Source organism: Anaerococcus murdochii, assembly GCF_019957155.1.
GTDB classification, from domain to species: domain Bacteria; phylum Bacillota; class Clostridia; order Tissierellales; family Peptoniphilaceae; genus Anaerococcus; species Anaerococcus murdochii.
The window spans coordinates 624,218-647,165 of the sequence record NZ_JAIPME010000002.1; the positions used below are offsets into that span (position 1 = coordinate 624,218).

The following is a 22,948-nucleotide window of genomic DNA, read 5'->3' on the forward strand; positions in this document are numbered from 1 at the left end:
TTGAAAATCAATTGCATATTGTTCGAAAATAAGTATAATTTTTTGGTAATGTTCACATAATACATAATATTTGAAGAAGAAAGGATATATATGAACAATAAATTTAAGTTAACAGCCCTTGCTCTAGCTTTATCACTAGGTTTTGCAGGCTGTGCACAAGAAGCAGGTAAGAAGGTAGACGACGCTGCTAATGACGCTAAGGAAAAGGTAGAAGAAGTCGCAGACGACGCTAAGGACAAGGCAAAGGAAGTCAAAGATGACGCCAAAGACGCTGCAAAAGATGCAAAAGATGCGGTAGAGGATGCAGTAGACGAAGCTAAGGATAAAATGTCTGACGAAGAATTTGCCGCTGCCATAGAAGGCAAATTAGTTCTTAGAAGAAGCCTTAAGGCTCCACACGGCGAAGGCTCTTTCGCAAGAGTAGCTGTAGTTACAGATGGGGACAAAATTGTGGATGCATCAATCGACGAATTCCAATATTTTGACGCTGATTCTGATTTCGTAGGTCTTCCAAACCAAGACGAAGATACAGAATTCAAGTCTGGTAATGCAGAAGGTAAAATCCTTGGCTCAAAGATTATGAATAACGATCAATATTCAGCTTTAATGAAAGAAAAAGCAGGATCAACAGTTTCTATCGCTGATAACTACAAAGCAATCCAAAATTTTGCCAAAGGCAAAACTATAGATGAACTTAAAGAAGTTGTAGCTGGTGCAGAAGATGGCAAGGCTATTGACGGTGTTACAGGTGCAACCCTTGTAGATACAAAGGGCTACCTAGAAGCTATCATCGAAACTGCTGAAAGTCGTGACAACGCAACAATCTTTGAAGCGACAAATGCTGATGATATCAAGGTTCAACAACTATTTGGTACAGCTGGCAACAAGAATGCTATAACAGATACATTTGTAGTCCTTGAAGGCGACAAAATCATCGCTGCAAACATTGATGAATACCAATATATAGAAGGAAAAGGCGTTCCAAACTCTGATAAGAAATTTGGCGAAAACTTTGCTGACAAGGAAAAAGTCCTAGCATCAAAACTAGAAAATAACGATGATTATTCAGGTAAAATGAAAGAAATTGCCAAAGCAACAAAGACTCTTAAGGAAAGCTTAAACGCAATCGAAGAATTCGTAGTTGGTAAAACTCCTGAAGAAATCAAAGAAGTAATCGATGGCAGCGAACCTGGTAAACCAGTAGATGCTATCTCAGGTGCAACACTTACAAGCACAGTTGGCTACCTAGAAGAAATCTACAAAGCAGCTACAAAATAAAATAATAGCACGCCAGAGAACCGAGACTCCTCGGTTCTTTTTTTGCAGCAAAAAAGACCTCGCTTTTTTTATCAAAAGCTGAGGTCTTTTGGAATTTTTATTCTTTTAAATCGAATTTAGCATTTTCATTCAAAGGCCAATTTCAATTTGCTTTTCATTCTAATTTTCAAAGGTCTATCAAAAATATTTTTAAAAACTCAATTCTTTTCCATAAAATTTGAAATTTTCACCGAAATATTCCCAAAATATAAGGAAATTTATAGATTATCTGGCAAAACGTCAATCTTGTTTTTGATGTCTCTTCTAATAAAAATTACACAAACAATCCCATTTACGAGCTCTGAAACCACAAAGGCCCACCAAGAAAATGTTAGGTTGCCAGTTTTGGTAAAGAGATAAAAAACTGGAAGAAGGATTATTACCTGCCTTAAAAAGGACTGGAAGATTGGGAACTTCCAATTGCCAAGGGCCTGAAAAATCCCACCAACACCTACAACTGAAGGAATAGAAACGATTAGAGAAAGTGATACTATCCTAATCATAGGCACTCCTATGGCCCTCATCTCGTCTGTGGCTGCAAAAAGGTCAAAAATTTGTCCTGTGAAAATCCACATCAATAGGGCAGCAAGACCAACAATGGCAAAAGACGCCTTCATAGCAAGGCTGATTGCTTCCTTGATTCTGGCCTTTTTCCTCGCCCCAAAGTTATAGGAAACTATAGCCAAAAGGGCATTTGAAATCCCAAACATTGGCATAAAGGCAAAGGACTGGAGCTTATACATAATTCCGTAAGCAGCTACAGCTGAAGAGCCGAAGGTATAAAGGATGGCGTTCATGAAAAATAGGACAATAGATCCGATTCCCGACATGATAATCGAAGGAAGTCCTATGGAGAAAATCATATTTAGGTTTTCAAAATGAAATTTAAAGCCCTTAAATTCAAAGTTTACATCCTTGTTTTTCTTGGTGTGGAAAATCACTCCAACCAAGGCCCCGCTTATTTGGCCGATGACAGTTGCAAGGGCCGCTCCCCTTACACCAAGCATTGGAAAACCAAAAAGCCCAAAGATCATAATTGGATCTAGGATTATATTGATAATGGCTCCTGTGCCTTGAGTTATCATAGTATAGACGGTGTTACCTGTAGATTGGAGGGTTTTTTCGAAAAATATTTGGAAAAATACTCCCCCGCAAAATAACAAAATTACAAAGAGATAGTCTTTGGTATATTGGATAATCTCTGGGTCTGTGGACTGGGTTTTTGCATAAAAATCTGAAAAGAATATGCCAAATAAAACAAAGGCCAACATAGAAATTGTGGCCAGAATAAGCCCGTGGGTCGCAATTGATGCCACTCTTTTTTTATCATCCATACCCAAATATCTTGATAAAAGGGCTGTTGTTCCGATACCTGTGCCGACTGCAAAGGCAATCATAATATTTTGGACAGGAAAGCAAAGGGAAACAGCTGTGAGGGCCTTTTCTGAAAGTCTTGCTACGAAAATCGAGTCAACCAAATTATAGACTGATTGGACCAAGAAGGAAATAATTATCGGTAGGCTCATTTTTATCAAAAGGGAAGGAATTGGCTCTGTTCCCATCCTATTTTTATTTTCTAAAGATTCTGTCATATAAACTCCTTTCTCTTGTGAACAATATAAAGAGATAGGGGCTATATGCCGCCTATCTCTGGTTTAATCGTATAGGTCTTTTTCTTGACGTTTGAGAGCATCTTTCACCCTCAAATTTCTCATAATTCCGTCGTCCACACTATTAATTATATGGATGGCTGAATTTTCATTTCTCTTTTTATCGTCAAATTCTTCTAAAAGACTTGGGTCAACGTGGTCTCTTGCCACGTTTTTATTAATAGCTGTAAGCATAAAAGGCCTTTTGGTCCTCTCGCTTACAGATTTTCCTAAAATCATATCTTCTGTGGCAATTTTTATCAAATTCACACCGGCAAGGGTTGAATAATAAAAAGTCCTGCCCTGTCTGATATTCATCTCTAGCGTATAGACCTTACCACTTTTGGCATCTTTTTTAAAGTCAAAATTGAAAAGTCCCTGGTAATCTAGGCTAGCAACAATTTTTTCTGCTATAGCATACATTTCCTTATCATCATGGTCGACTTGGACTAGGTGGTTACCGACCCACATTGGCCTCATGTCAGATAAAAGGTTTCTGGCAAGAACCATTGAAACCTTACCATCTTTTGACCTATATCCATTTAGGGAATATTCTGTGCCTTGGCCACCGTAGATAAATTCTTGAACTATGACATGACCTTGGTAGTCGCTATCGTAGATATTTTCCAAAATTCTTATAGCTTCGGCCTTATCTTTTACATGGTAGCCTTTTTGCTTGATTTTTATATCGCTTCCTATGAAATCATCATATTCATCAGCTTTTAGGAATAATTCTCCATCTAAATTTAGGTCTTTGAAATTTTCCCTGTCAGCAAGAAATGTTCTTGGATATGATAGGCCTATTTCTTCTAAAATCTTGTAAAATTCAGATTTCATAAGGAGTTTTTCCGCCATATCTTTCTCTGGATAAGGAATGTGAAAAGAAAAATCAAAGTCCTTGGCATTTCTCACCAAAAGGTCTACATAGGATTCTGTTGGGGCAAAGAAGATAAAATCTTCTTCTGGCCTTGATTTTGCAATCTTATTTAAGGTTTGAACAAAAACTCCATCATCAGATGAGAAATTTTTCTCGGTGTAAATATCAGCTATTTTAGACTTATAAAAGGGAACTAGGACAGCTGACCCAGCTACAATCGGCTTTTTGTCAAAGGCCTCGTTAAAAGACCTTGCCACCGAATATGAGTTGTGGTCAGTGCCTAGGATTATCGCATTAAAAGTCATAGCTTAATAGATTGACTCTCTTGACTTAGAATCTCTTTCTTCAGAGATTTTCGCAATAAAGTCAGCAAGTTTAACGTCTTTTGTTTCTTCGCCGTCCCTATTTCTAACTGTTAGGAGTCCTGATTCGATTTCCTTATCTCCTACTACTAGCATATAGTTTGTTCTCATCATTTGAGCTGATCTTATCTTATAGCCTACACCTTCGCTTCTTTCATCTACGCCTACTCTGAAACCTGCTTTTTCGATTTCTTTTGCGATTTCATGAGCCTTGTCAGCAAATCTGTCAGCTACTGGAATTACTTCTACTTGTCTAGGGTTAATCCAAAGTGGGAACCTACCTGCAAAGTGTTCTGTAAGAACACCGATAAATCTCTCGATTGAACCAAGTAGGGCCCTGTGAAGCATTACTGGTCTCTTCTTTTCGCCGTTTTCGTCAACATATTCTAGCTCAAAGTTGGCTGGAAGTTGGAAGTCAAGTTGGATTGTACCACATTGCCATTCTCTCTTAGCTGCATCTAATAAGTGGAAGTCGATTTTTGGACCGTAGAAGGCACCGTCGCCTGGGTTTATTTGGTATTCAATTCCACGTTCTTCGAGTGCTTTCTTTAATTGTTCTTCAGCGAAGTCCCAATCTTTTATATCTCCCATATAGTCATCTGGTCTTGTTGATAATTCTATTGTATATTTAAAGCCAAATGTAGAATAAAGAAGGTCTGCAAGGTCGATCATTTTGTAAACTTCTTCCTTAATTTGAGATGGAAGGCAGTAAACGTGGGCATCGTCTTGGGTGAAAGTTCTTACTCTGAATAGGCCATGTAAAGTACCAGATAATTCGTGTCTGTGAACTTGGCCAAATTCTGCAAGTCTAATTGGTAGGTCTCTGTAAGAATGTTGACGAGATGCATAAGTTAAAACTGAACCTGGGCAGTTCATTGGCTTAATTGCGTAATCTTCGTCATCTATCTTTGTAAAGTACATATTTTCCTTGTAGTGGTCCCAGTGGCCTGATCTGTGCCATAGGTCTTCATTTAGGATAAGTGGAGTTTTGATTTCTCCGTAGCCATAATTATCAAGGACACCTCTCCACCAACCAAGAAGCTCGTTCATTAGAATCATGCCATTTGGATGGAAGAATGGGAAGCCTGGTCCTTCTTCGTGGAAGGCAAATAGGTCCATTTCCTTGCCGATCTTTCTGTGGTCACGTCTAGCTATTTCTTTTTGTAATTCTTCGTATTCTTCAAGATCTTTTGCCTTTGGGAAGGAGATACCGTAGATTCTTTGAAGCATAGCCTTATCAGAATCTCCCCTCCAGTAAGCACCGGCAATTGCCTTAAGTTTTATAGCCTTGATTTCCTTTGTAGATTCAAGGTGTGGACCCCTGCAAAGGTCTGTGAAGGCATCGCCCATTTTGTAAAGAGTGATTAATTCATCTGCTGGAAGGTCTTCGATTAGTTCTACCTTGTAGTCTTGGCCCTCTTCCTTAAACATCTTAAGGGCCTCATCTCTTGAAATTTCAATTCTTTCTAGCTTAAGGTCTTTTTTGGCAATTTCTTTCATTTTCTTTTCGATTTGCTCAAGATCTTCTGGAGTAAATCTGTGTTCAAGGTCCATATCATAGTAGAAACCATCTGCTATGGCAGGTCCTATAGCAAATTTTGTTTCTGGCCAAAGTTCTTTAATGGCTGCAGCCATAACGTGGCTTGATGTATGCCAGAAAATTTCCTTGCCTTCTTCATCTTCAAATTTTACAACTCTAAAATCAGCATCTTCATTAATTGGCTCAGCATATCCCATAACTCTGCCATTTACAACAGCACCTACAGCTGCCCTGTAAAGGCCCATTGATATGTCTTTTGTCACATCACCAACAAGAACTCCTTTTTCATATTCTTTTACTGATTCGTCTGGTAATTTAATCTTAATCATGTCTTCTCCTTCGTTTTTAAATCACGAATAAAAAACCGCCCTACTATCCCTCTAGGATAATAGGACGGCAATTTTCCGTGGTTCCACCTAATTTTTTACTCATTAAGGCTGTATCGTAGTCATACGTCTTGCTTATTCACAAGAAACTCAGGGTTGGTATTCAATCGAAATTTATCTAAGGCTTCTCACCGCCAGCCTCTCTCTGCAAGTAAAAATCAACCTACTAGTCCCGTCATCGTCTTTTATTATGTAAATACTTTACTCAATCTTTAATGTATTGCAAATAAAAATCAAATATATAAAATTTCTTTGCCCAGGCTTAAAGTTTTTTTAAGGCATTAAAACTTGAATAAATGCCCCTGAATTTGATATACTTAAGTAAATGATAAAATCCTTAAAGTTAGGAGGAAAAATGAAAAACATATTAATAACTGGTGGGGCAGGCTATATTGGCAGCCACACTGCGGTTGAATTATTAAATAAGAATTACAATGTTATAGTTTATGACAATCTATCAAACTCTTCAAGAATTTCTATTGATAGAGTTGAAGAAATAACTGGTAAAAAAATAAGTTTTTATGAGGCTGACATCCTTGATAAAGACAAGCTAAAAGAAGTTTTGGTCAATGAAAAAATTGATGTCCTAATTCACTGTGCAGCCTTAAAATCCGTTGGCGAATCAGTTTCAAAACCACTTGAATACTACCACAACAACCTCACTGGGACCCTTACAACCCTTGAGGCTATGAAGGAAGTGGGTTGTAAAAACCTCATTTTTTCTTCATCTGCAACTGTCTATGGCAATCCAAAAAGCGTCCCTATTACAGAAGATTTTCCAAAGGGCGAGTGCACCAACCCTTACGGCTGGTCAAAGTCTATGATGGAACAGATTATGATTGACCTACAAAAGTCAGACCCAGATTGGAAAATTGTTCTACTAAGGTATTTTAACCCAATTGGTGCCCACAAGTCAGGCAAAATTGGTGAAGACCCACAAGGAATACCAAACAATTTGCTCCCATACATAGCCCAGGTAGCCGTTGGTAAACTTGACTATCTCAGAGTTTTTGGAGATGACTATGATACAGTAGATGGGACTGGAGTTAGGGATTATATCCACGTTGTCGACCTTGCCAAGGGCCATGTTTGCGCTATAGATAAGCTTGACAGTCTCGACGGAGTTTCAATAATAAACCTTGCCACAGGAAATGGGTATTCGGTCCTTGAAGTTGTGAAGGCCTTCGAAGAAGCCTCTGGCAGAAAGGTTCCATATAAAATTGTAGGCCGCAGGGAAGGCGATATTGCCAAGTGTTTTGCTGATGCGACTAAGGCCTACAAAGTCCTAGGCTGGAAGGCTGAAAACGGCATCAAAGAAATGTGTGAAGACTCCTGGAGATGGCAAAAAAATAACCCTAACGGTTATGAAGAAAGGAAATGAAATGAAAACTAGTCTGGTAGTTTTGGCTGCAGGCATAGGATCAAGATACGGAGCAGGCATCAAACAGCTTGCAAAGATGGACGAAAACTCCTATACGATTATTGATTATTCAATCTTTGACGCCATAGAAGCTGGCTTTGATAAGGTTGTTTTCATAATTAGAAAAGATATAGAAAAAGATTTTAAAGAGGTCATCGGATCTAGGATTGAAAAATTCATAGAAGTCGACTACGCCTACCAAGAAATGGCTTTACCAGCTGATTTTAAGGCTCCTTCTGATAGGACTAAGCCTTGGGGGACAGTCCACGCTGTTCTTGCGACAAAAAACCTTGTTAACGAGCCATTTTTGGTAATAAATGCCGATGACTACTACGGCAAGGGAGTCTTTAGGGACCTCCACGATTTTTTGATGACTTCTCCAGCTGAAAAAGACGGCAAAATCCAAGTTGCCATGGCAGGCTACAAATTGAAAAATACCCTATCTGATAACGGCACAGTTACCAGGGGTGTTTCTGTCGGCAATAAGGAAAACAAACTTATAAATATAATAGAAACCCACGAAATATCATACAACAAGGAAGATGGGGCTTTTTCCTCCAAGGAAAATCTTGGTCCAAACTTATTAAACCTAGATAGTCTTGTTTCTATGAATCTCTGGGCATCTTTTCCAGGCTTTATTGACCTAGCTTATGAATATTTTATTTCTTATCTTGAAAAAAATAGGGAAAATTTGGATACTTGCGAATACGTCTTGCCAGAAATGATTGGCGAGTGGATCAAGAAAGATTTGGCAGATATTTCAATAATCCCTACCAACGAAAAATGGATTGGAATCACCTACAAGGAAGACCTAGGCCCTGCCCAAGAGTCCTTTAAGCAAATGTTTGATGAGGGAATTTACCCAAAAGATATTTGGAAAGAAAAATAAAATCCATTAGAACTTACTTTGATAGCCTAAATATAATACTATAAGCTCCCTAGCAAATAGGCAAAAGAAATTCTCCTCAATTAAAAAAACAAATATGAAAAAATTTCTAAAACAATAGTCTAGGTCAAAGTAATTTTTGCTAAGAAGTTTATAAATCTTTTATCAAAAAAATCCCGCTTTTGCGGGATTTTCCTTTTTTGCTTATTTATTTAAAAAATTATTCTCTATTAGTTTTTAAATTATTTCTCTTTATTTTCTTCGACCTTGCTTGTCTTTCCAGACTTTTTTCTTGCATGGCCCCTATTTTTTTCTATGATTTCCTTTAGAGTTTCTACTTTTTCCCTATAGTCATTCAAGTCTTTGAGTTTAAAAGACCAATTTAGGTCGTTTAAGGTTGAAGGTTCGTTTATCCTTGCTTCTTTTCCAAAACCTAGGATATCTGCCAAAGATACTATTACATAGTCGCTTTCAACTCCCATGACAAAATCAAAGAAATCATCCCTGATGTCCCCATGATCAATACCCAAGTCTTTGAAATATTCTTTTAAGGATTCATGCTGGTCGTCGGTTAATTCATCATACCATTGGAAGAGGGTCTTATTGTCGTGAGTGCCTGGATAGGCAACAGAGTTAGCTGTCGCTTCTATTAAGTGATCTTCCCAAGGTCTTAGGTTTTCTTGGATGATAACCATGCCCTTTAGGTCATAATGGTCACGAAGCTTGTAAACTCCTGGCATCATTGTTCCAAGGTCTTCTGCGATAAATTCTACATCTTTTAATTCTTCTGTTATTTTATCAAAAAGTTTAAAACCTGGTGCATAAATCCATTCGCCTTCTACAGCTGTGTCGTTTTTAGCGTCTATTTGCCAATAAGTGTCAAAGGCTCTAAAGTGGTCAAGCCTTACAATATCGTATAATTTTGCATTGTAGGCTAGCCTATCTATCCAGAATTTGAAGTCGTCTTTTTCGAGCTCATCCCACTTATAGATTGGATTTCCCCATCTTTGGCCAAGATTAGAGAAGGCATCTGGTGGAACTCCTGCTATTAATATTGGCTTACCTTCCTCGGTAATTTCAAAATATTTTTGATTTTGCCAAACATCTAGGCTATCAAGTCCCACATAAAATGGGATGTCACCTATGATTTTAAGACCTTTTTCATTAGCATATGCCTTTAATTTCATCCATTGTTGATAAAATATATATTGGATGAAAATCTCATAAGCAATTTGATCTTGGTATGGGCTAAGGTCAAGCTTTCTGTCAATGATCCATGATTTTTGCTCTGCTGGCCACTCATTCCAAGCGATTAGGCCGTTGTCTTTTTTGAAACTTATAAAAACTGCATAGTCGTATACAAAGTCAAATTTTAAAAATTCCTTATAGGAGTCGGTCTGATCTAGCTCTTTTTCCTTAAATTTTTCGAAGGCTTTCTTTAGGTATTGGCCTTTAAATTCTCTTACAAAGTTGTAATCAACCCTGTCCCTTTGCTTAAGTGGTGCTATTCTCTTATCTAGTAGCCCATCTTCATAGAGCATATCTAGGGATATATAGACCTCATCTCCCGCATAGGATGAATAAGGTTGGTAAGGTGAATTTCCATAACCTAGAGGGTTTAGGGGAAGGATTTGCCACATATCAAATCCAGCTTCTTTACTTGTGTCTATAAAGTCATAGCTAGCCCTGCCAAAATCCCCTATGCCATGGCTGCCGTTAAGGCTAGCTAGGGGCCATAAAATTCCTGCTTTTTTCATATTCACTCCTCCTTTATTTTGGCTGTTGTCTGGCCGATAAAAAGTTCGCCAGCGTAGTTTATTACTTTCTTATATTCTTTTCTATTAATTATGTTAAATAATTCTTTTACTGATGTGTAGGCAATTTTGCTTGTTGGCTGAACTATAGTTGTGATTGGTTTTATTAAAAATTCATTTATCTCAAGACCATCAAAACCTGCCACAGAATAATCCTCTGGAACTGACTTTCCCATGTCATTTAGGGCCTTGATAGCTCCTATTGCCACAAAATCAGAGATAGCGTAAATTGCAGTACAATCAAGCCCTTGGCCTACAATTTTTTTACCAGACTCATAGCCATGGTAAAGGGAATAAGGGTTTAATCCCTTTGGCGGATATATTACAAGATTTTCATCAAATTCTATATCATGATCAGCCAAGGCTTTTTTATACCCTTCAAACCTCAAACTTCCTATACTTAAGTCGTTGGCTCTTGCGGCTATAAAGGCGATTTTCCTATGGCCTAGACTTATTAAATAGTCCACCATCTTGTAAGATTCCTTGAAATCGTCGACCCCTACACAAGTTGAGTTTTTGTTTACTATTTCTTTATTTATTATGGTAGTCATTGAATAAGGGATACCCAAAGTTTTTAATTTTTCTTGGTCATCTCTAAGATCACCACCGAGGAAAATTATCCCTTCTGGCTTTAATATCTTGGCCATCTTCAAAGCTATATCCACTTCTGATGAATGTTCTTCTACCTTATTTAAAACAAAGGAATAGCCAGTCTTACTTATCTCTTCTTCAATAACCTTAATCATTGGCGTAAAGAATGGGTTGGTAATACCCTTGATTAGGACTGCTATAGTTTTATTTTTGCTTATTTTTAGATTTCTGGCATTTGTATCTGGCTCATAACCAGTTTCCTTAATTGTCTTTAGGATCCTAGCCCTGGTTTTTGCGCTAATACCTTCAGCATCATTAATTGCCCTAGATACTGTACTTACACTCACACCACATATATCAGCTATATCTTTGATTGTTGGCTTAATCATAATAGACCTACCATCCTGAAATTCCATTTGTAGCTAGGCCTATATTTTTTTCCTAGGCTAAAATAAACTAAATCAAATACTTTAGATTTCAAAAAACTAAGCAAAGCAAAGATTTTGATATGATTCTTTATAATCTTTTGCATATAAACTCCTTTATAAAGGCTATGGCCCCTTTCATCTAAAATAAATGAAAAGTCATTATCAATAACAATATTTCAATCTTTTCCGAATATTCTTTCCTAAGGGCAAGTAGGGATAATTTGTGATAATCAAGACCGCTGATAATCGCATAACTGGGGTATTTCGGTACCGTTTCCGCAATTTAAATATATCATATATAAGTAAATAAAGCAAGACCTTAAAGCTTTTTTTCTACTTATTTTTTTATTTATTGGTGAAACCGATTTTTTATTTCCTATACCACTATATTTAGCCTTATAAATATAATGTTTTTTTCGTACTAATAAGTACAATTGGATAAATTTCCCAATGAATTTTAAATCAAAATTTCTTCTATACTTTCTTTATGTTATAATAAAATAAGGAGGATATATGAAGAATAGAAAATCCCTGGTTTTTCTTCTGGGCCTAGCCCTTATCTTTTCTGCTTGCAAAAATGATAAGCCAGCCAAAGTCCAAAACGAAAAATCACCTGTAATAAAAACTGAAGATCAAATCCAAGATGAAAACCTAACCGATGATTTTTATGACTTGGTAGATAAAGCCAACAAGGACCTAAGCGATGAGGAAAAAACTTTTTTGGCAAAGACAATAAAGGCCATTGATACTAAGGATGTAGACAGTCTTTCCAAAAATTTAGGTGAACCTCTTAAAAACCAAATCGGCGGTGATTTGAGAGTTCTTTCTGATAAAATCCTTCCAGTAGACTACGCAGGTCCAATTTTAGAAATCAAAGAAGTTACAAAAAAGAAGGACTCCTTCCTTATAATTTGCAAGTGCGAAGAGGATTCCTTGGTGATTTTATTAAATAAAAATGGCGATAACCTAACAGGTCTTAATATCAAACTTCTTTCAACAGTTTCCAAAAATAAAAAGCTTAAGGAAGACAACCAAGTCTTTGTAGACAGGGCCTACGATATTATCGACTGCCTTAAAAACGGCGATAAGGACTCCTTTGCTAAATACGCCAAGGGTCTAGGCCAGACTGGCGATGACTTTGACAAGATGTACGAGGGCCTAAAAAACGACCTTGCCATGGCGGGCAAGACCCTAACAGATAAATCCAAGGTCAAGGTTTCCTATGCCAAGGACCTAATAAAAACAGCCCCAATCGACCAAAACCTAGTTGATGTCACCCTGGTTTTCACCTTTGAAAACATAGAAAAAATCGTCTACGACTTTACCTTCACAGAAGATATGGACCTTGTTTCCATTGAGGTAAGTCCTGACGAAAAAGACGATTAAAAAAATTTTGATTTTCAAATTCTGATATATAAAATAAAAAATAAAAAATAAAAAACGCCCAGCCTTAGGCCTGAACTTTCAATCCTTTTAGGATTTCTAGTTCCTAGCCTTTGCTGGACTTTTTTTAATTTTCTTCTTTTTCTTCACTTTGTGGTTGAGGATTTTCCTCTGCTGGTCTTTCCTTTAATTTTCTAATCCTACAAGCCTTTATCCTGTTATCTTCCATGTAGAGGATTTTTATTTCGTAGCCGTTGTAGATTATGGTTTCATTGTCGCCCGCTTCTGGTATATAGCCGAGCTTATCTATAATAAAGCCACCGAGCGAGTCGTAATTTTCGTTTTCTTCGTCAATATCAATAGGAATTTTCTCGTTTAAGTCCTTGATTCCAATCGAAGCTTTTACAACAAATACATTTTTACTGTTGATTTTTATCTCTGGAATGTCGTAGTCAAAGCTATCTTCCATATCGCCTACGATTTCTTCAATCAAGTCTTCCATGGTAATTACACCTGAAAAACCTCCGTATTCGTCAATCAAAATCGACATATGGATATGGCCCTTTTGCATGTCAGAAAAAAGCTTGTCGGCTTCGATCTTATCTGGCGCAAAGTGGGCAGGTCTGATTAATTTTTCTATGTCTACATTATAAAGGCCAACCTTGGTCGCTTCGAGTAAATAGTCTTTGGTATACAAAACACCCAAAATATTATCAACATCATCTTCAAAGATCGGAATCCTGTTGTGGCGAATTTTTATAAATTCATCCATATATTCCCTGTCCTTGTCGTTGATGTCAATCATAAAAACATCGGTCCTAGCAGTCATGATTTCTTCTACGATTATGTCGTCAAAATTCATGATGGAATGGATCATTTTTGATTCCATAGGCCTAATGATACCTTGGTCTTCACCGATTTGGACAATTGACTTTATCTGCTCGTTGGTGACTTCCTTTTGGATAACACCAGCCTCTATGCCAAAAATTTTCATGATGAAATTTGTCACCTTGTCTGTGACAAGAACAAAGGGCTTAGTTAGACCAAGGACAAGCCTTAGGGTCCCTGTAGTATTTAGGGCGAAGCCCAAAGGATTTCTAACTCCAATTCTTTGGGGAATCTTGTCTACAAAAATTATCTTCACTACTATGTAAAACAATATAGTAATCAAAAGGGCAGTTTTCATGGAAATATTATCCATAATTATTTCTGAGTCCCTGATCATATCAGCAATAAAAGCTACTGTGATTAGGGATAAGACTGAATTTATCATGGAAAATGACTGGTTGAGCCTGTCTTGGTTGGATGTTATCCTTAATAAAACTTCAGCATCCTTGCTGCCTTTTTCTTCTAAATCGCGGAGCTTATCCTGAGAAAGACTAATCACTCCAGTATGAAGGGCTGTAAAAAACCCATTTACTAAAATTAATCCAATTACTATTAAAACTAAAAGTAAACTGTGGTAGGGAACAGAGTCCATATTTTCTCCTTAAAAAATGTAATATACCTTGACTATATCTACAATACCGGCCCTTGTCAAAGCTAGACCCTATTTGTCAATCTTTTTAAACAAGAGATAGCATATGATAACGCTTAGGATAGAAAGGCCTATGATATACATATAACCAAATTCCCAGCTTAGTTCGGGCATATTTTCAAAATTCATCCCATACCAGCCAGTTAAAACTGTAATTGGGGTGAAAATCGTAGTGACAACTGTGAGGATTTTCATGGTTGAGTTCATGGAAAGATCCATTTTTGAATCGTAGGAGTCCTTGACATTGGTGATGTAGTCGGACAAATAAGAAATATTTGACGAATATCTCTCAACCCTGTAGGCCAGGGATTTTAAGTGTTTGATGTCATCTTCATCAAAGATTTCATTTTCATTTTCTACAAAAACTTCGATTGTGTCCAATAGTCTCTCGTAGGATGTGTAAAGATTTAGGGCCTTGTGCCTGTTATCTGAAATTACTCCTATCTTATCCTTGCTTGACTTGTTATTTGTTATAGAATCCTCAATTTTGGCTGTTGAATCTTTTATCTGATCAAAAATTCCTGTGTGTTTGTCAATTAGGGCTGTGATGAAGTGTTTTAAGGCACGGCCTGGCGACCTTGAAGAAAATTTCTTGGCTACCATCTTGTTAAAGGCGCGGGTTGTAGAATCGTCCTTATCGTACATATCGACCACAACTAGCCTGTTATTTTCTATATAAAAACCAATGAGGTCTGATGTGTCGAGATTGCCCCTAATGTCTAAAAGCTCCAAAATCGCAAAGGTGTAGGTATCCTCAACTGCCACATAGGATTTTTTGCTATTATCTGTGACAAGTAAGTCAACCAAGGCATTATCGAGCTTATATTTTTTTGAAAAGTCAATAAAATCAACCTTTCCCAAATACATTAGGTAAAAGTCGTCGTCTTCTATGGCATCGTAAAACTTTGGCATGGTTGTTTCTTCAAAGCCATTGTCCGTATCAAATTTATAAATATATTCCATATAAACTCCTGTTTTTCAAATGTCTTAATCATTCTATGGGTAGGGGGCTTCCTTGTCAAAAATCCCCAGCACTTAGGCTAGGGATTTGACGCGGTTTTTGTATTTTAAAACTACCATAAATACCATAATTGCAAAGACGCCAAAAGCAAGGGAAATGATTGCCGAATGGGTAAAACCTGCTATGATATAGGAAAGGCTTGCAATTCCTGCTACAGTTAGGCCGTAAGCCAACTGGGTTTTGACGTGGTCAACGTGGACGCAACCTGCACCTGCCGATGACATGATGGTTGTATCTGAAATTGGCGAAATGTGGTCACCGCAAACCGCCCCAGATAGGCAAGCAGATATGCCTATGAAAAATAAAGGCTGACCCATTTCAAACATGGCAGTTATGATTGGGATCAAAATCCCAAAAGTTCCCCAAGATGTTCCTGTGGCAAAGGCAAGGAAAATCGCAACCACAAAGATAACTGCTGGCAAAAATGAATTTAGGCTGCCAACAGCCCCTTTCATGAGATTTCCAACAAATTCTTGAGAACCCAAAAGGTCATTTGAAATGTTTTTAAGACTTGTGGCCATGGTTAAAATCAAAATCGCCCCAACCATTGAAGAAAATCCTTCAGAAAGACTTTCCATTGACTTTTCAAAGCTAATCACACCCCTAATTACAAAATAAATTATTGAAATGATGAGGGCAGAAAGGGAACCCATAGCTAGGGCCACAGATGAGTCTGTATTGGCAAAGGCATTTACAAAGTCTCTGTAAAATTCACTTGCAGGATCAAAAAATCCGCCAACGTAGACTAAAGATAAAACAGAAACTACAATCAAAACCAAAATCGGGAAGATAAGGTCAATCACTTTTCCATTTGGATTGCCATCCTCAGCTGTAATCTTTGTTGTCTTAACTGCGCCAAGGTCACCTGTTTCTATGGCTTTTTTCTCAACACCCTTCATAGGTCCAAAGTCGTTGTCAAAAAGAATGATTGACACTACAAAAACTAGGGTCAAAAGCGAATAGAAATTGAAGGGAATAGACCTTACAAACATTTCAATCCCTGAAATCCCCTCAGCATAGCCAGAAACCGCCGCCGCCCAAGATGAAATAGGGGCAATCATACAGATAGGAGCTGCAGTTGAGTCTATGATATAGGCAAGTTTGGCCCTTGAAATCTTGTAGGAATCAGTTACAGGCTTCATAACAGAGCCTGATGTTAGGCAGTTAAAATAATCGTCAATAAAAAGCATTGAACAAAGGAAAAAGGTCGAAAGCTGGGCGGCCTTTCTCGATTTAATCTTTGAGTGGGCAAATTCTCCAAAAGCTCTTGACCCACCCGAATGATTTATCAAAACAACCATGATTCCCAAAACCACAAGAAAAATAAAGATCCCTGCAGTCTGAGAAACAGAAGCTATAAGACCCTTTTCAACAACATTGTCAAGCGACTGAGACAAGGACCCACCTGATCCCAAAATCCCTCCGACCAAAATCCCCAAAAACAAGGACGAATAAACTTCCTTGGTCAAAAGCGCCATAAAAATCGCAAGCACAGGCGGAAAAAGCGCCCAGGCAGTGGCAAAAGTATCCTTCCCACTAAGGGAAATATATATTGATAAAATTATAGAAACAAGCCCCACAAAAAGGGCAAGTTTCATATTTTTCTTCTTCATAAAACCTTCCTTAATCTAAAATAATCTGTAATAAAAATAAAAGCTTATAGATAAGCACGGTTAACATTATACTTAATTTTGAAATATAAGAAAGGAAGATAAGCTTTTATCTTGTTTTTTGCAAAAATCTTTGTATTTTTAAGATTACACGTCTAAAAAACGGGTAAAAAATATCAGGAGGGATAATAATGAATATATACAAAGAATTAATTATTGGAAGCCTTGCTTTAATAGTTCTAATTGTATCTATCTACATGTCTTATAAAACTCACCAAATCGAGTACGGATGGATAATAGGAACAGGCCTTATAGCTATAGGGTCTTTTGGCCAGTATTTTTCAGTTCGCAAAAAAGAAAACCAAGCTTAGGATTTTCTAGCCGTAGATTATCACCACTATAAATAACCACACAAAAACCACCAGTCGCCTGGTGGTCTTTTTTATCTTTCTTCTGAAATTATATCTTTTACCTTCATCAAACGAGAGATGGTTGCTCTTTCGTTTTCTTCTAATTTGGCTCTGATGTATTTGATTGTTTCTTCTAGATCTGGGATGGTCCTGTATTCTAGGGCGTTTACCCTTCTTCTTGTCGATTCAATCTCATCTGCCATTAGCTGGGTTGTTTTTTCTAGCTCAGCGAGTTCCAAAAGCCTGTCTGTTACGTGGTTTAGCTTCAAAATTGCCTCATCTAGGCCCACGCTTGTTGTGGCGTAGCCGTATGGAAACATTGAAGCTTTTTCGTTTACATTTACCTTAAATTCCATCTTAGGAATCCTAACACTCATGACGTTTTTTGTTGTAATATCAACGCCAACTTCCTGGGTAGGAAAGCTTACCGCTTCTTCGAGGATCTCTGGGCTCATGAAGGCTGATGCCATGAGGAAGGCTGCGAAGGAATCTGATAGTTCCTTTTCTACATCTTCCCTGAGTTTTTTATTCTCCCTAATCAATTCAAGAAATTGCCTCATCAGCTCATCTTGCTTGTCTTTTAGGAGTTTGTATCCTCTTTTGGCGGTGGCAAGTCTTCCCTTCAGGGTGTTTAGGTTCATCCTAGTAGGGGTTACTTTTAATCTTGCCATAGGCTAGTCCATGTATTTTTCTATTAGGGCGTCGTCAATTCTCTTAAGCTCTGATTTTGGAATTATCTTTAGAAGTTCCCAACCTAAGTTAAGAGTCTCTTCGATTGACCTATTTGTGTAATAACCTTGGTTGATGTATTTTTCTTCAAAGGCCTTGGCAAATTCTGCAAAGGCTAGGTCTGCATCAGAAAGCGCAGAGTCACCTAGGATCTTTTGAAGTTCTCTAGCGTCCACACCTGAAGCGTAGGCTGCGTAGATTTGGTTCATGGTATCTGCGTGGTCTTCACGGGTCTTGCCCTTGCCTATACCCTTATCCTTAAGCCTTGATAGGGATGGAAGGATGGATACTGGTGGAGCTATACCTTGGTTATAAAGACTACGGTCTAGGATAATTTGTCCTTCTGTAATATAGCCAGTCAAATCTGGAATTGGGTGGGTAATGTCGTCTTCTGGCATTGATAAAATCGGAATTTGTGTAATTGTTCCTGGTTTGCCACGAAGCTTACCTGCCCTTTCATAGATTGTAGAAAGGTCTGTATATAAATATCCTGGATAACCACGTCTGCCTGGTACTTCCTTACGGGCTGCAGATACTTCACGAAGGGCCTCTGCGTAGTTGGTCATGTCTGTCATGATTACAAGCACTTGCATGTCCTTTTCAAAGGCTAGGTATTCTGCACAAGTAAGGGCCATTTTAGGTGTTGAAAGACGCTCTATAGCAGGGTCGTCAGCAAGGTTCATAAAGAGTACTGAACGGTCAATAGCACCTGTTTTCTTAAAGTCATCCATAAAGAATTGGGCTTCTTCGAAAGTGATACCTATAGCTGCAAATACTACAGCGAATCCTTCATCATCTCCCAAAACCTTAGCTTGTCTAGCGATTTGGGCTGCTACTTGGTTGTGTGGCAGACCGTTTCCAGAAAAGATTGGAAGTTTTTGGCCCCTTACAAGGGTGTTTAGGCCGTCTATGGTTGAAATACCTGTTTGGATAAATTCTGATGGGTAGTCTCTTGATACTGGGTTAATTGCTGTACCGTTAACATCCCTCTTATCTTCTGGAATTATTTCTGGACCATCATCTATAACTTCGCCTAGGCCGTTAAAGGCACGGCCTATCATGTCTTCGCTTACAGCAAGTTCTAGAGGTCTTCCCAAAAATCTTACTGATGTAGATTCAAGGTTGATACCTGTTGATCCTTCAAATAGCTGAACCATGGCACGGTCCTTGTTGATTTCTATAACCCTGCCCCTTCTGTGCTCGCCTGTTTGAAGTTTAATATCTACTAATTCTTCGAAGTTGACTCCCTCAACGCCTTCAACAAGCATAAGAGGGCCAACTACTTCTGTTACTGTTTTATATTCTTTTAACATCCGTCTATGCCTCCTTTATTAGCTTGCTAATTGCTGAGTCGATTTCAGATCTGATTTCATCAAATCTTTCCTTGTTGTCTTCGCTAATTAGTTTTAGTCTTGAGATTGATTCGTTAACGTCAAGGCCTTCGATTTGTTTGATTTCAACACCTTTTGATAGGGCTTCTAGGCACTTATCATAGTTATAAAGAATGATGCCTAGCATCTTATCTTGCTTAGCCAAAGAGCAGTAGGTATCCACATCGTGGAAGGCGTTTTGTTGGAGGTAGTCCTCTCTGATAGATTTAGTTACATTTAATTTTAACTTATCATCATCAGATAGGGCATCACGTCCTACAAGCCTTACTACTTCTAATAGACCTGATTCTTGTTGTAATAAACTCATGGCACGTTTTCTCATAGTTGAGAATTCTTCGTCAACATTTCCATCTATAAACTTATCCATCTTATCTTGGTATAAGGAATAAGAGTTTAACCAGTTGATAGCTGGGAAGTGCCTTTGGTAAGAAAGGTCATAATCAAGTCCCCAGAAGACCTTAACAATACGTAAGGTAGCTTGGGTAACTGGCTCTGACATATCTCCACCTGGAGGAGATACGGCTCCTATTACAGAAAGTGTACCAATATCTTCCCTGTTTCCTAAGACCCTAACCTTGCCGGCTCTTTCGTAGAAGTCTGCAACACGGCTGGCAAGATAAGCTGGATAACCTTCGTCACCAGGCATCTCTTCCAAACGTCCACTCATCTCGCGGAGGGCTTCTGCCCATCTAGATGTGGAGTCTGCCATCATAGCTACGTTATAGCCCATGTCCCTGTAGTATTCAGCAAGGGTAATACCTGTATAGATTGATGCTTCCCTGGCTGCTACTGGCATGTTTGATGTATTTGCTATTAGGACTGTACGTTTCATGATTGATTCGCCAGTTTTTGGGTCAACAAGTTCTGGGAATTCATTTAGTACGTCAGTCATCTCGTTTCCACGTTCACCACAACCAACGTAGATTACTATGTCAGCGTCAGCGTACTTTGCTATTTGGTGTTGGACAACGGTCTTACCTGAACCAAATGGTCCTGGGATTGCTGCTGTACCGCCCTTGGCAACTGGGAAGAAGGTATCAATTACCCTTTGACCTGTAATTAGGGGTTCGTTAGGGTCGATTTTTTCCTTGATTGGTCTTCCTTGCCTTACTGGCCAGTACTGGATCATATTTATTTCTTTATCGCCATCTTCAGTTTCTACGACAGCAATGGTGTCAGCTACTGTAAATTCGCCAGCTTTTATATCTTTTAATTTGCCGCTTATTCCGTAAGGCACCATAACCTTGTGGGTGATTACTGTGGTTTCTTCTACAGTTCCTAGGATATCTCCTGCAACTACATCGTCTCCGACCTTTGCAAGAGGTTCAAAATCCCAAAGTTTTTCCCTGTCTAGGGCTGGTGCTGTTACTCCTTTTTCTAGGAAATTTCCTGCAAGCATTTCAAGTTTTTCAAGTGGTCTTTGGATACCATCGTACATTCTCTCGAGCATACCAGGTCCAAGCTCTACTGATAGAGGTCTTCCTGTTGACCTAACCTCATCGCCAGGGCCTATACCAGTTGTCTCTTCGTATACTTGGATACTTGCGACATCTCCCCTCATCTCTATTATTTCACCGATGAGCTTATCCTTTGATACCTCAACCACGTCATAGATATTAGCATCGGTTAGGCCTTCTGCCTCTATTAGTGGTCCAGATACTTTAGTAATTTTACCTATATTCAAATTAAGCTCCTTTAATTTAGAATGTTGGCTCCGACTGCCTTTTCAACCGAGCGGTTGATATCAGCAAGGCCAATACCCATTGATCCCTTATTGGATGGGATTAGGATGATGGCTGGAGTCATAGATTCTCTGTATTTATCTATAGTTTCCTGAACAAGCTGGGCCATTGCTTCGGTTATAAAAATTACACCGTAGCTTTCCTTGGCTAGCTTGTCTATTAGTTTACTTGCGTCTTTTTCGTCAATGGCTGTAAAGGCGTCAATTCCAATGGCCTTAAAGGCTAAAATCGAATCCTTATCGCCAATTACTCCAATTTTATACATAAGTTTCTCTTAACCTTTCCCTAGTAAAGTCTTTTGGAAGTGAATTTAACTTAGAGATAAAGATTATCCTTAGGTTTTTAATCTCTTGCTCCTTGGCAATCAAAAATCCTAATAAAACTTCTGGGCCATAGGTCATAGACTTGGCGTTTTTTGCAAAGTCCATAAAGTGATCGTCGATGGCCTTTTCTAGGTCAAGAAGATTTTCAGAATCCTTTTTATCCCTATCTAGGCTTTTCTTAAGATAAGTATTTACCTTAAGGCTTGAAGTCTTAGATACAATCTCATTTGCATCCATGCTTATCATTGCAAGGACGTCATTCTTATCGAGATTACCGCCTTCTATTAGGGAATTTTTCAAATGATCAAAATCAAGTTTTTGGCCCCTTATTCTTAAAAGGGTCTTGATGTTGACAAGGTCGATTGCTTCCTTGGTGTAGGCGAGGAGACTTTCTATCCCAGTTGCCTTAGCAAGGGCGAGTTCCCTTTCATAATAGGACTTATCTAGAGATATGTCTATCATGGCTGGGTTTTCGCTTTCCCTATAAGCTTTGATTGCCTTTTGGGCATAGGCAAGGTAGATTTCCCTGTCTTCTTTTTTCCCAACAGAAGCAAGATTTACTTGGCCGTCCGCAGATTTCAATAATTCCCTTTTAATAAAGGCTGTGTCCACATTTGCCATAGGCGAATAGATTTTTGAAAAATCTTCTTCTTGGATAATTTCTTTTACTAAAAGTTTTAGGTTATGAAAATTATATTTTTCGATTAGATACTGGCTGATATTTTTATCAGGAGTAACATCGGCAATTTTTTCATAGACCTTTACTAATTCCTTGTTAAGGATTTTTTCGTACTCTTCATCCCTATCAAGCTCTGATATTGCGCTGGCATAGGATGAATCGTTTAGAGCATTTAACACTTCACTTAAACTTTCATAGTCATTTAGTCTTTCAAGGTCACGAGCCTTAAGCAGATCATCTTCATAAATCCTGGTGGATGTAGAAGCTGCTATGAAGTTTTCTCTTTTCATATTTCTTCCTTAGTAAAAAGTGCGTCAGATATTATTTTTTTGATCTGGTCTTTTTCATAATCAATTATTGATGAAAAAGAATTGTCATAGGTGACATTGCCGTCTTTTATTATAAAACCATCGTCTGTGGTCTCGTTTGAAATCTTAAGTCCCTTTAGGTCGTCTGAATTAAAGACAGATGCCATTCCTTCTTTGAGGATGATTTCTGCATTTGATTCTGGGAAGCCCTCAAGCCTTTTTATGACAAATTTTTTATAGGATTCCTCATCTAGATTTTTTAAATCTGATAAAACCTTGTCTATAACTTGGTTTATGAGGTCGTTTTTTGCACCTATTTTTATATCACGGGCCTTACGAGATGAAGAAAACTCTTCGTTTGTAAGGGTTGTTGCAGCTTCTTTTTCTGCCTTTTCCATGATGGATTTTGCCTCTTCGCTTGCCTTGTTTTTGGCTTCATCAGCGATTTCCTTGGCCTCGGACCTTGCCTGATCTAATATCTGATTTTTTTCTTCTTCTGCTTTATTTTTTATAGATTCTAATATTAAATCAAGATTATTCATAAT

The 22,948-nt window shown here is 38.1% G+C and carries 19 protein-coding genes and 1 other annotated feature; of the genes, 5 read left to right on the plus strand and 14 right to left on the minus strand.

Features of this window, described 5'->3' with window-relative positions; genetic code table 11:
* Positions 1-90: 90 nt before the first annotated feature.
* Positions 91-1,278, plus strand: a complete 1,188-nt coding sequence (locus tag K8P03_RS03325; RefSeq protein ID WP_223418279.1) for an uL1 family ribosomal protein — start codon at positions 91-93, stop codon at positions 1,276-1,278.
* A gap of 257 nt (positions 1,279-1,535) precedes the next feature.
* On the opposite strand, the gene K8P03_RS03330 is transcribed toward K8P03_RS03325, so the two are convergent.
* The 3 genes from K8P03_RS03330 to thrS all read right to left on the minus strand — a co-directional run bounded on the left by K8P03_RS03330 (position 1,536) and on the right by thrS (position 6,074).
* Positions 1,536-2,909: an MATE family efflux transporter gene (locus K8P03_RS03330; protein ID WP_223418280.1), complete on the minus strand. Its 1,374-nt coding sequence runs from the start codon at positions 2,907-2,909 to the stop codon at positions 1,536-1,538.
* 63 nt (positions 2,910-2,972) lie between these two features.
* Positions 2,973-4,148, minus strand: a complete 1,176-nt coding sequence (locus K8P03_RS03335) for a carboxylate--amine ligase (protein WP_223418281.1) — start codon at positions 4,146-4,148, stop codon at positions 2,973-2,975.
* 3 nt (positions 4,149-4,151) lie between these two features.
* On the minus strand, positions 4,152-6,074 hold the full coding sequence (gene thrS / locus K8P03_RS03340; RefSeq protein WP_223418282.1) for a threonine--tRNA ligase: 1,923 nt from the start codon (positions 6,072-6,074) through the stop codon (positions 4,152-4,154).
* A 57-nt stretch (positions 6,075-6,131) separates the two neighbouring features.
* Positions 6,132-6,319: a binding site (T-box leader), on the minus strand.
* Between the two features lie 167 nt (positions 6,320-6,486).
* Here thrS and galE point away from each other — a divergent pair.
* Positions 6,487-7,512 carry a UDP-glucose 4-epimerase GalE gene (gene galE / locus K8P03_RS03345; RefSeq protein ID WP_223418283.1) on the plus strand — a complete coding sequence of 342 codons (1,026 nt, stop codon included), beginning with the start codon at positions 6,487-6,489 and terminating at the stop codon, positions 7,510-7,512.
* A gap of 1 nt (position 7,513) precedes the next feature.
* Positions 7,514-8,440, plus strand: coding sequence for a sugar phosphate nucleotidyltransferase (locus K8P03_RS03350; RefSeq protein ID WP_223418286.1), 927 nt, complete (start codon positions 7,514-7,516; stop codon positions 8,438-8,440).
* A 239-nt stretch (positions 8,441-8,679) separates the two neighbouring features.
* On the opposite strand, the gene malQ is transcribed toward K8P03_RS03350, so the two are convergent.
* Positions 8,680-10,194, minus strand: coding sequence for a 4-alpha-glucanotransferase (gene malQ / locus K8P03_RS03355; RefSeq protein ID WP_223418288.1), 1,515 nt, complete (start codon positions 10,192-10,194; stop codon positions 8,680-8,682).
* Positions 10,195-10,196: 2 nt separating this feature from the next.
* Positions 10,197-11,231, minus strand: a complete 1,035-nt coding sequence (locus K8P03_RS03360; protein ID WP_223418290.1) for a LacI family DNA-binding transcriptional regulator — start codon at positions 11,229-11,231, stop codon at positions 10,197-10,199.
* A gap of 552 nt (positions 11,232-11,783) precedes the next feature.
* Between K8P03_RS03360 and K8P03_RS03365 the strand changes: the two genes are divergently transcribed.
* Positions 11,784-12,656, plus strand: a complete 873-nt coding sequence (locus K8P03_RS03365; protein ID WP_223418292.1) for a hypothetical protein — start codon at positions 11,784-11,786, stop codon at positions 12,654-12,656.
* Between the two features lie 124 nt (positions 12,657-12,780).
* Here the strand turns inward: K8P03_RS03365 and K8P03_RS03370 are convergent, their stop codons facing one another.
* The 3 genes from K8P03_RS03370 to K8P03_RS03380 all read right to left on the minus strand — a co-directional run bounded on the left by K8P03_RS03370 (position 12,781) and on the right by K8P03_RS03380 (position 16,824).
* A complete protein-coding gene (locus K8P03_RS03370) occupies positions 12,781-14,133 on the minus strand; it encodes a hemolysin family protein (protein ID WP_223418293.1) in 1,353 nt (450 codons plus the stop codon).
* A gap of 69 nt (positions 14,134-14,202) precedes the next feature.
* Positions 14,203-15,153 carry a magnesium transporter CorA family protein gene (locus tag K8P03_RS03375; protein ID WP_223418294.1) on the minus strand — a complete coding sequence of 317 codons (951 nt, stop codon included), beginning with the start codon at positions 15,151-15,153 and terminating at the stop codon, positions 14,203-14,205.
* Positions 15,154-15,225: 72 nt separating this feature from the next.
* A complete protein-coding gene (locus K8P03_RS03380; protein ID WP_223418295.1) occupies positions 15,226-16,824 on the minus strand; it encodes a Na+/H+ antiporter NhaC family protein in 1,599 nt (532 codons plus the stop codon).
* Positions 16,825-17,012: 188 nt separating this feature from the next.
* Between K8P03_RS03380 and K8P03_RS03385 the strand changes: the two genes are divergently transcribed.
* Positions 17,013-17,192, plus strand: coding sequence for a hypothetical protein (locus K8P03_RS03385; protein ID WP_223418296.1), 180 nt, complete (start codon positions 17,013-17,015; stop codon positions 17,190-17,192).
* Positions 17,193-17,263: 71 nt separating this feature from the next.
* On the opposite strand, the gene K8P03_RS03390 is transcribed toward K8P03_RS03385, so the two are convergent.
* The 6 genes from K8P03_RS03390 to K8P03_RS03415 are packed head-to-tail and all read right to left on the minus strand — an operon-like array spanning position 17,264 to position 22,945.
* Entirely contained in the window at positions 17,264-17,902 is a 639-nt protein-coding gene (locus K8P03_RS03390; RefSeq protein WP_223418297.1) for a V-type ATP synthase subunit D, read from the minus strand.
* Between the two features lie 3 nt (positions 17,903-17,905).
* Positions 17,906-19,273, minus strand: a complete 1,368-nt coding sequence (locus K8P03_RS03395; RefSeq protein ID WP_223418298.1) for a V-type ATP synthase subunit B — start codon at positions 19,271-19,273, stop codon at positions 17,906-17,908.
* Positions 19,274-19,277: 4 nt separating this feature from the next.
* On the minus strand, positions 19,278-21,035 hold the full coding sequence (locus tag K8P03_RS03400; RefSeq protein ID WP_223418299.1) for a V-type ATP synthase subunit A: 1,758 nt from the start codon (positions 21,033-21,035) through the stop codon (positions 19,278-19,280).
* Between the two features lie 11 nt (positions 21,036-21,046).
* A complete protein-coding gene (locus K8P03_RS03405; protein WP_223418300.1) occupies positions 21,047-21,358 on the minus strand; it encodes a V-type ATP synthase subunit F in 312 nt (103 codons plus the stop codon).
* Positions 21,351-22,385, minus strand: a complete 1,035-nt coding sequence (locus K8P03_RS03410; protein ID WP_223418301.1) for a V-type ATP synthase subunit C — start codon at positions 22,383-22,385, stop codon at positions 21,351-21,353. Before K8P03_RS03410 ends, K8P03_RS03405 begins: the two co-directional genes overlap by 8 nt.
* Positions 22,382-22,945 (minus strand): V-type ATP synthase subunit E, encoded by a 564-nt coding sequence (locus K8P03_RS03415; RefSeq protein ID WP_223418302.1) that lies wholly within the window; start codon positions 22,943-22,945, stop codon positions 22,382-22,384. The genes K8P03_RS03410 and K8P03_RS03415 overlap by 4 nt, the downstream gene beginning before the upstream one ends.
* Between the last annotated feature and the right edge of the window lie 3 nt (positions 22,946-22,948).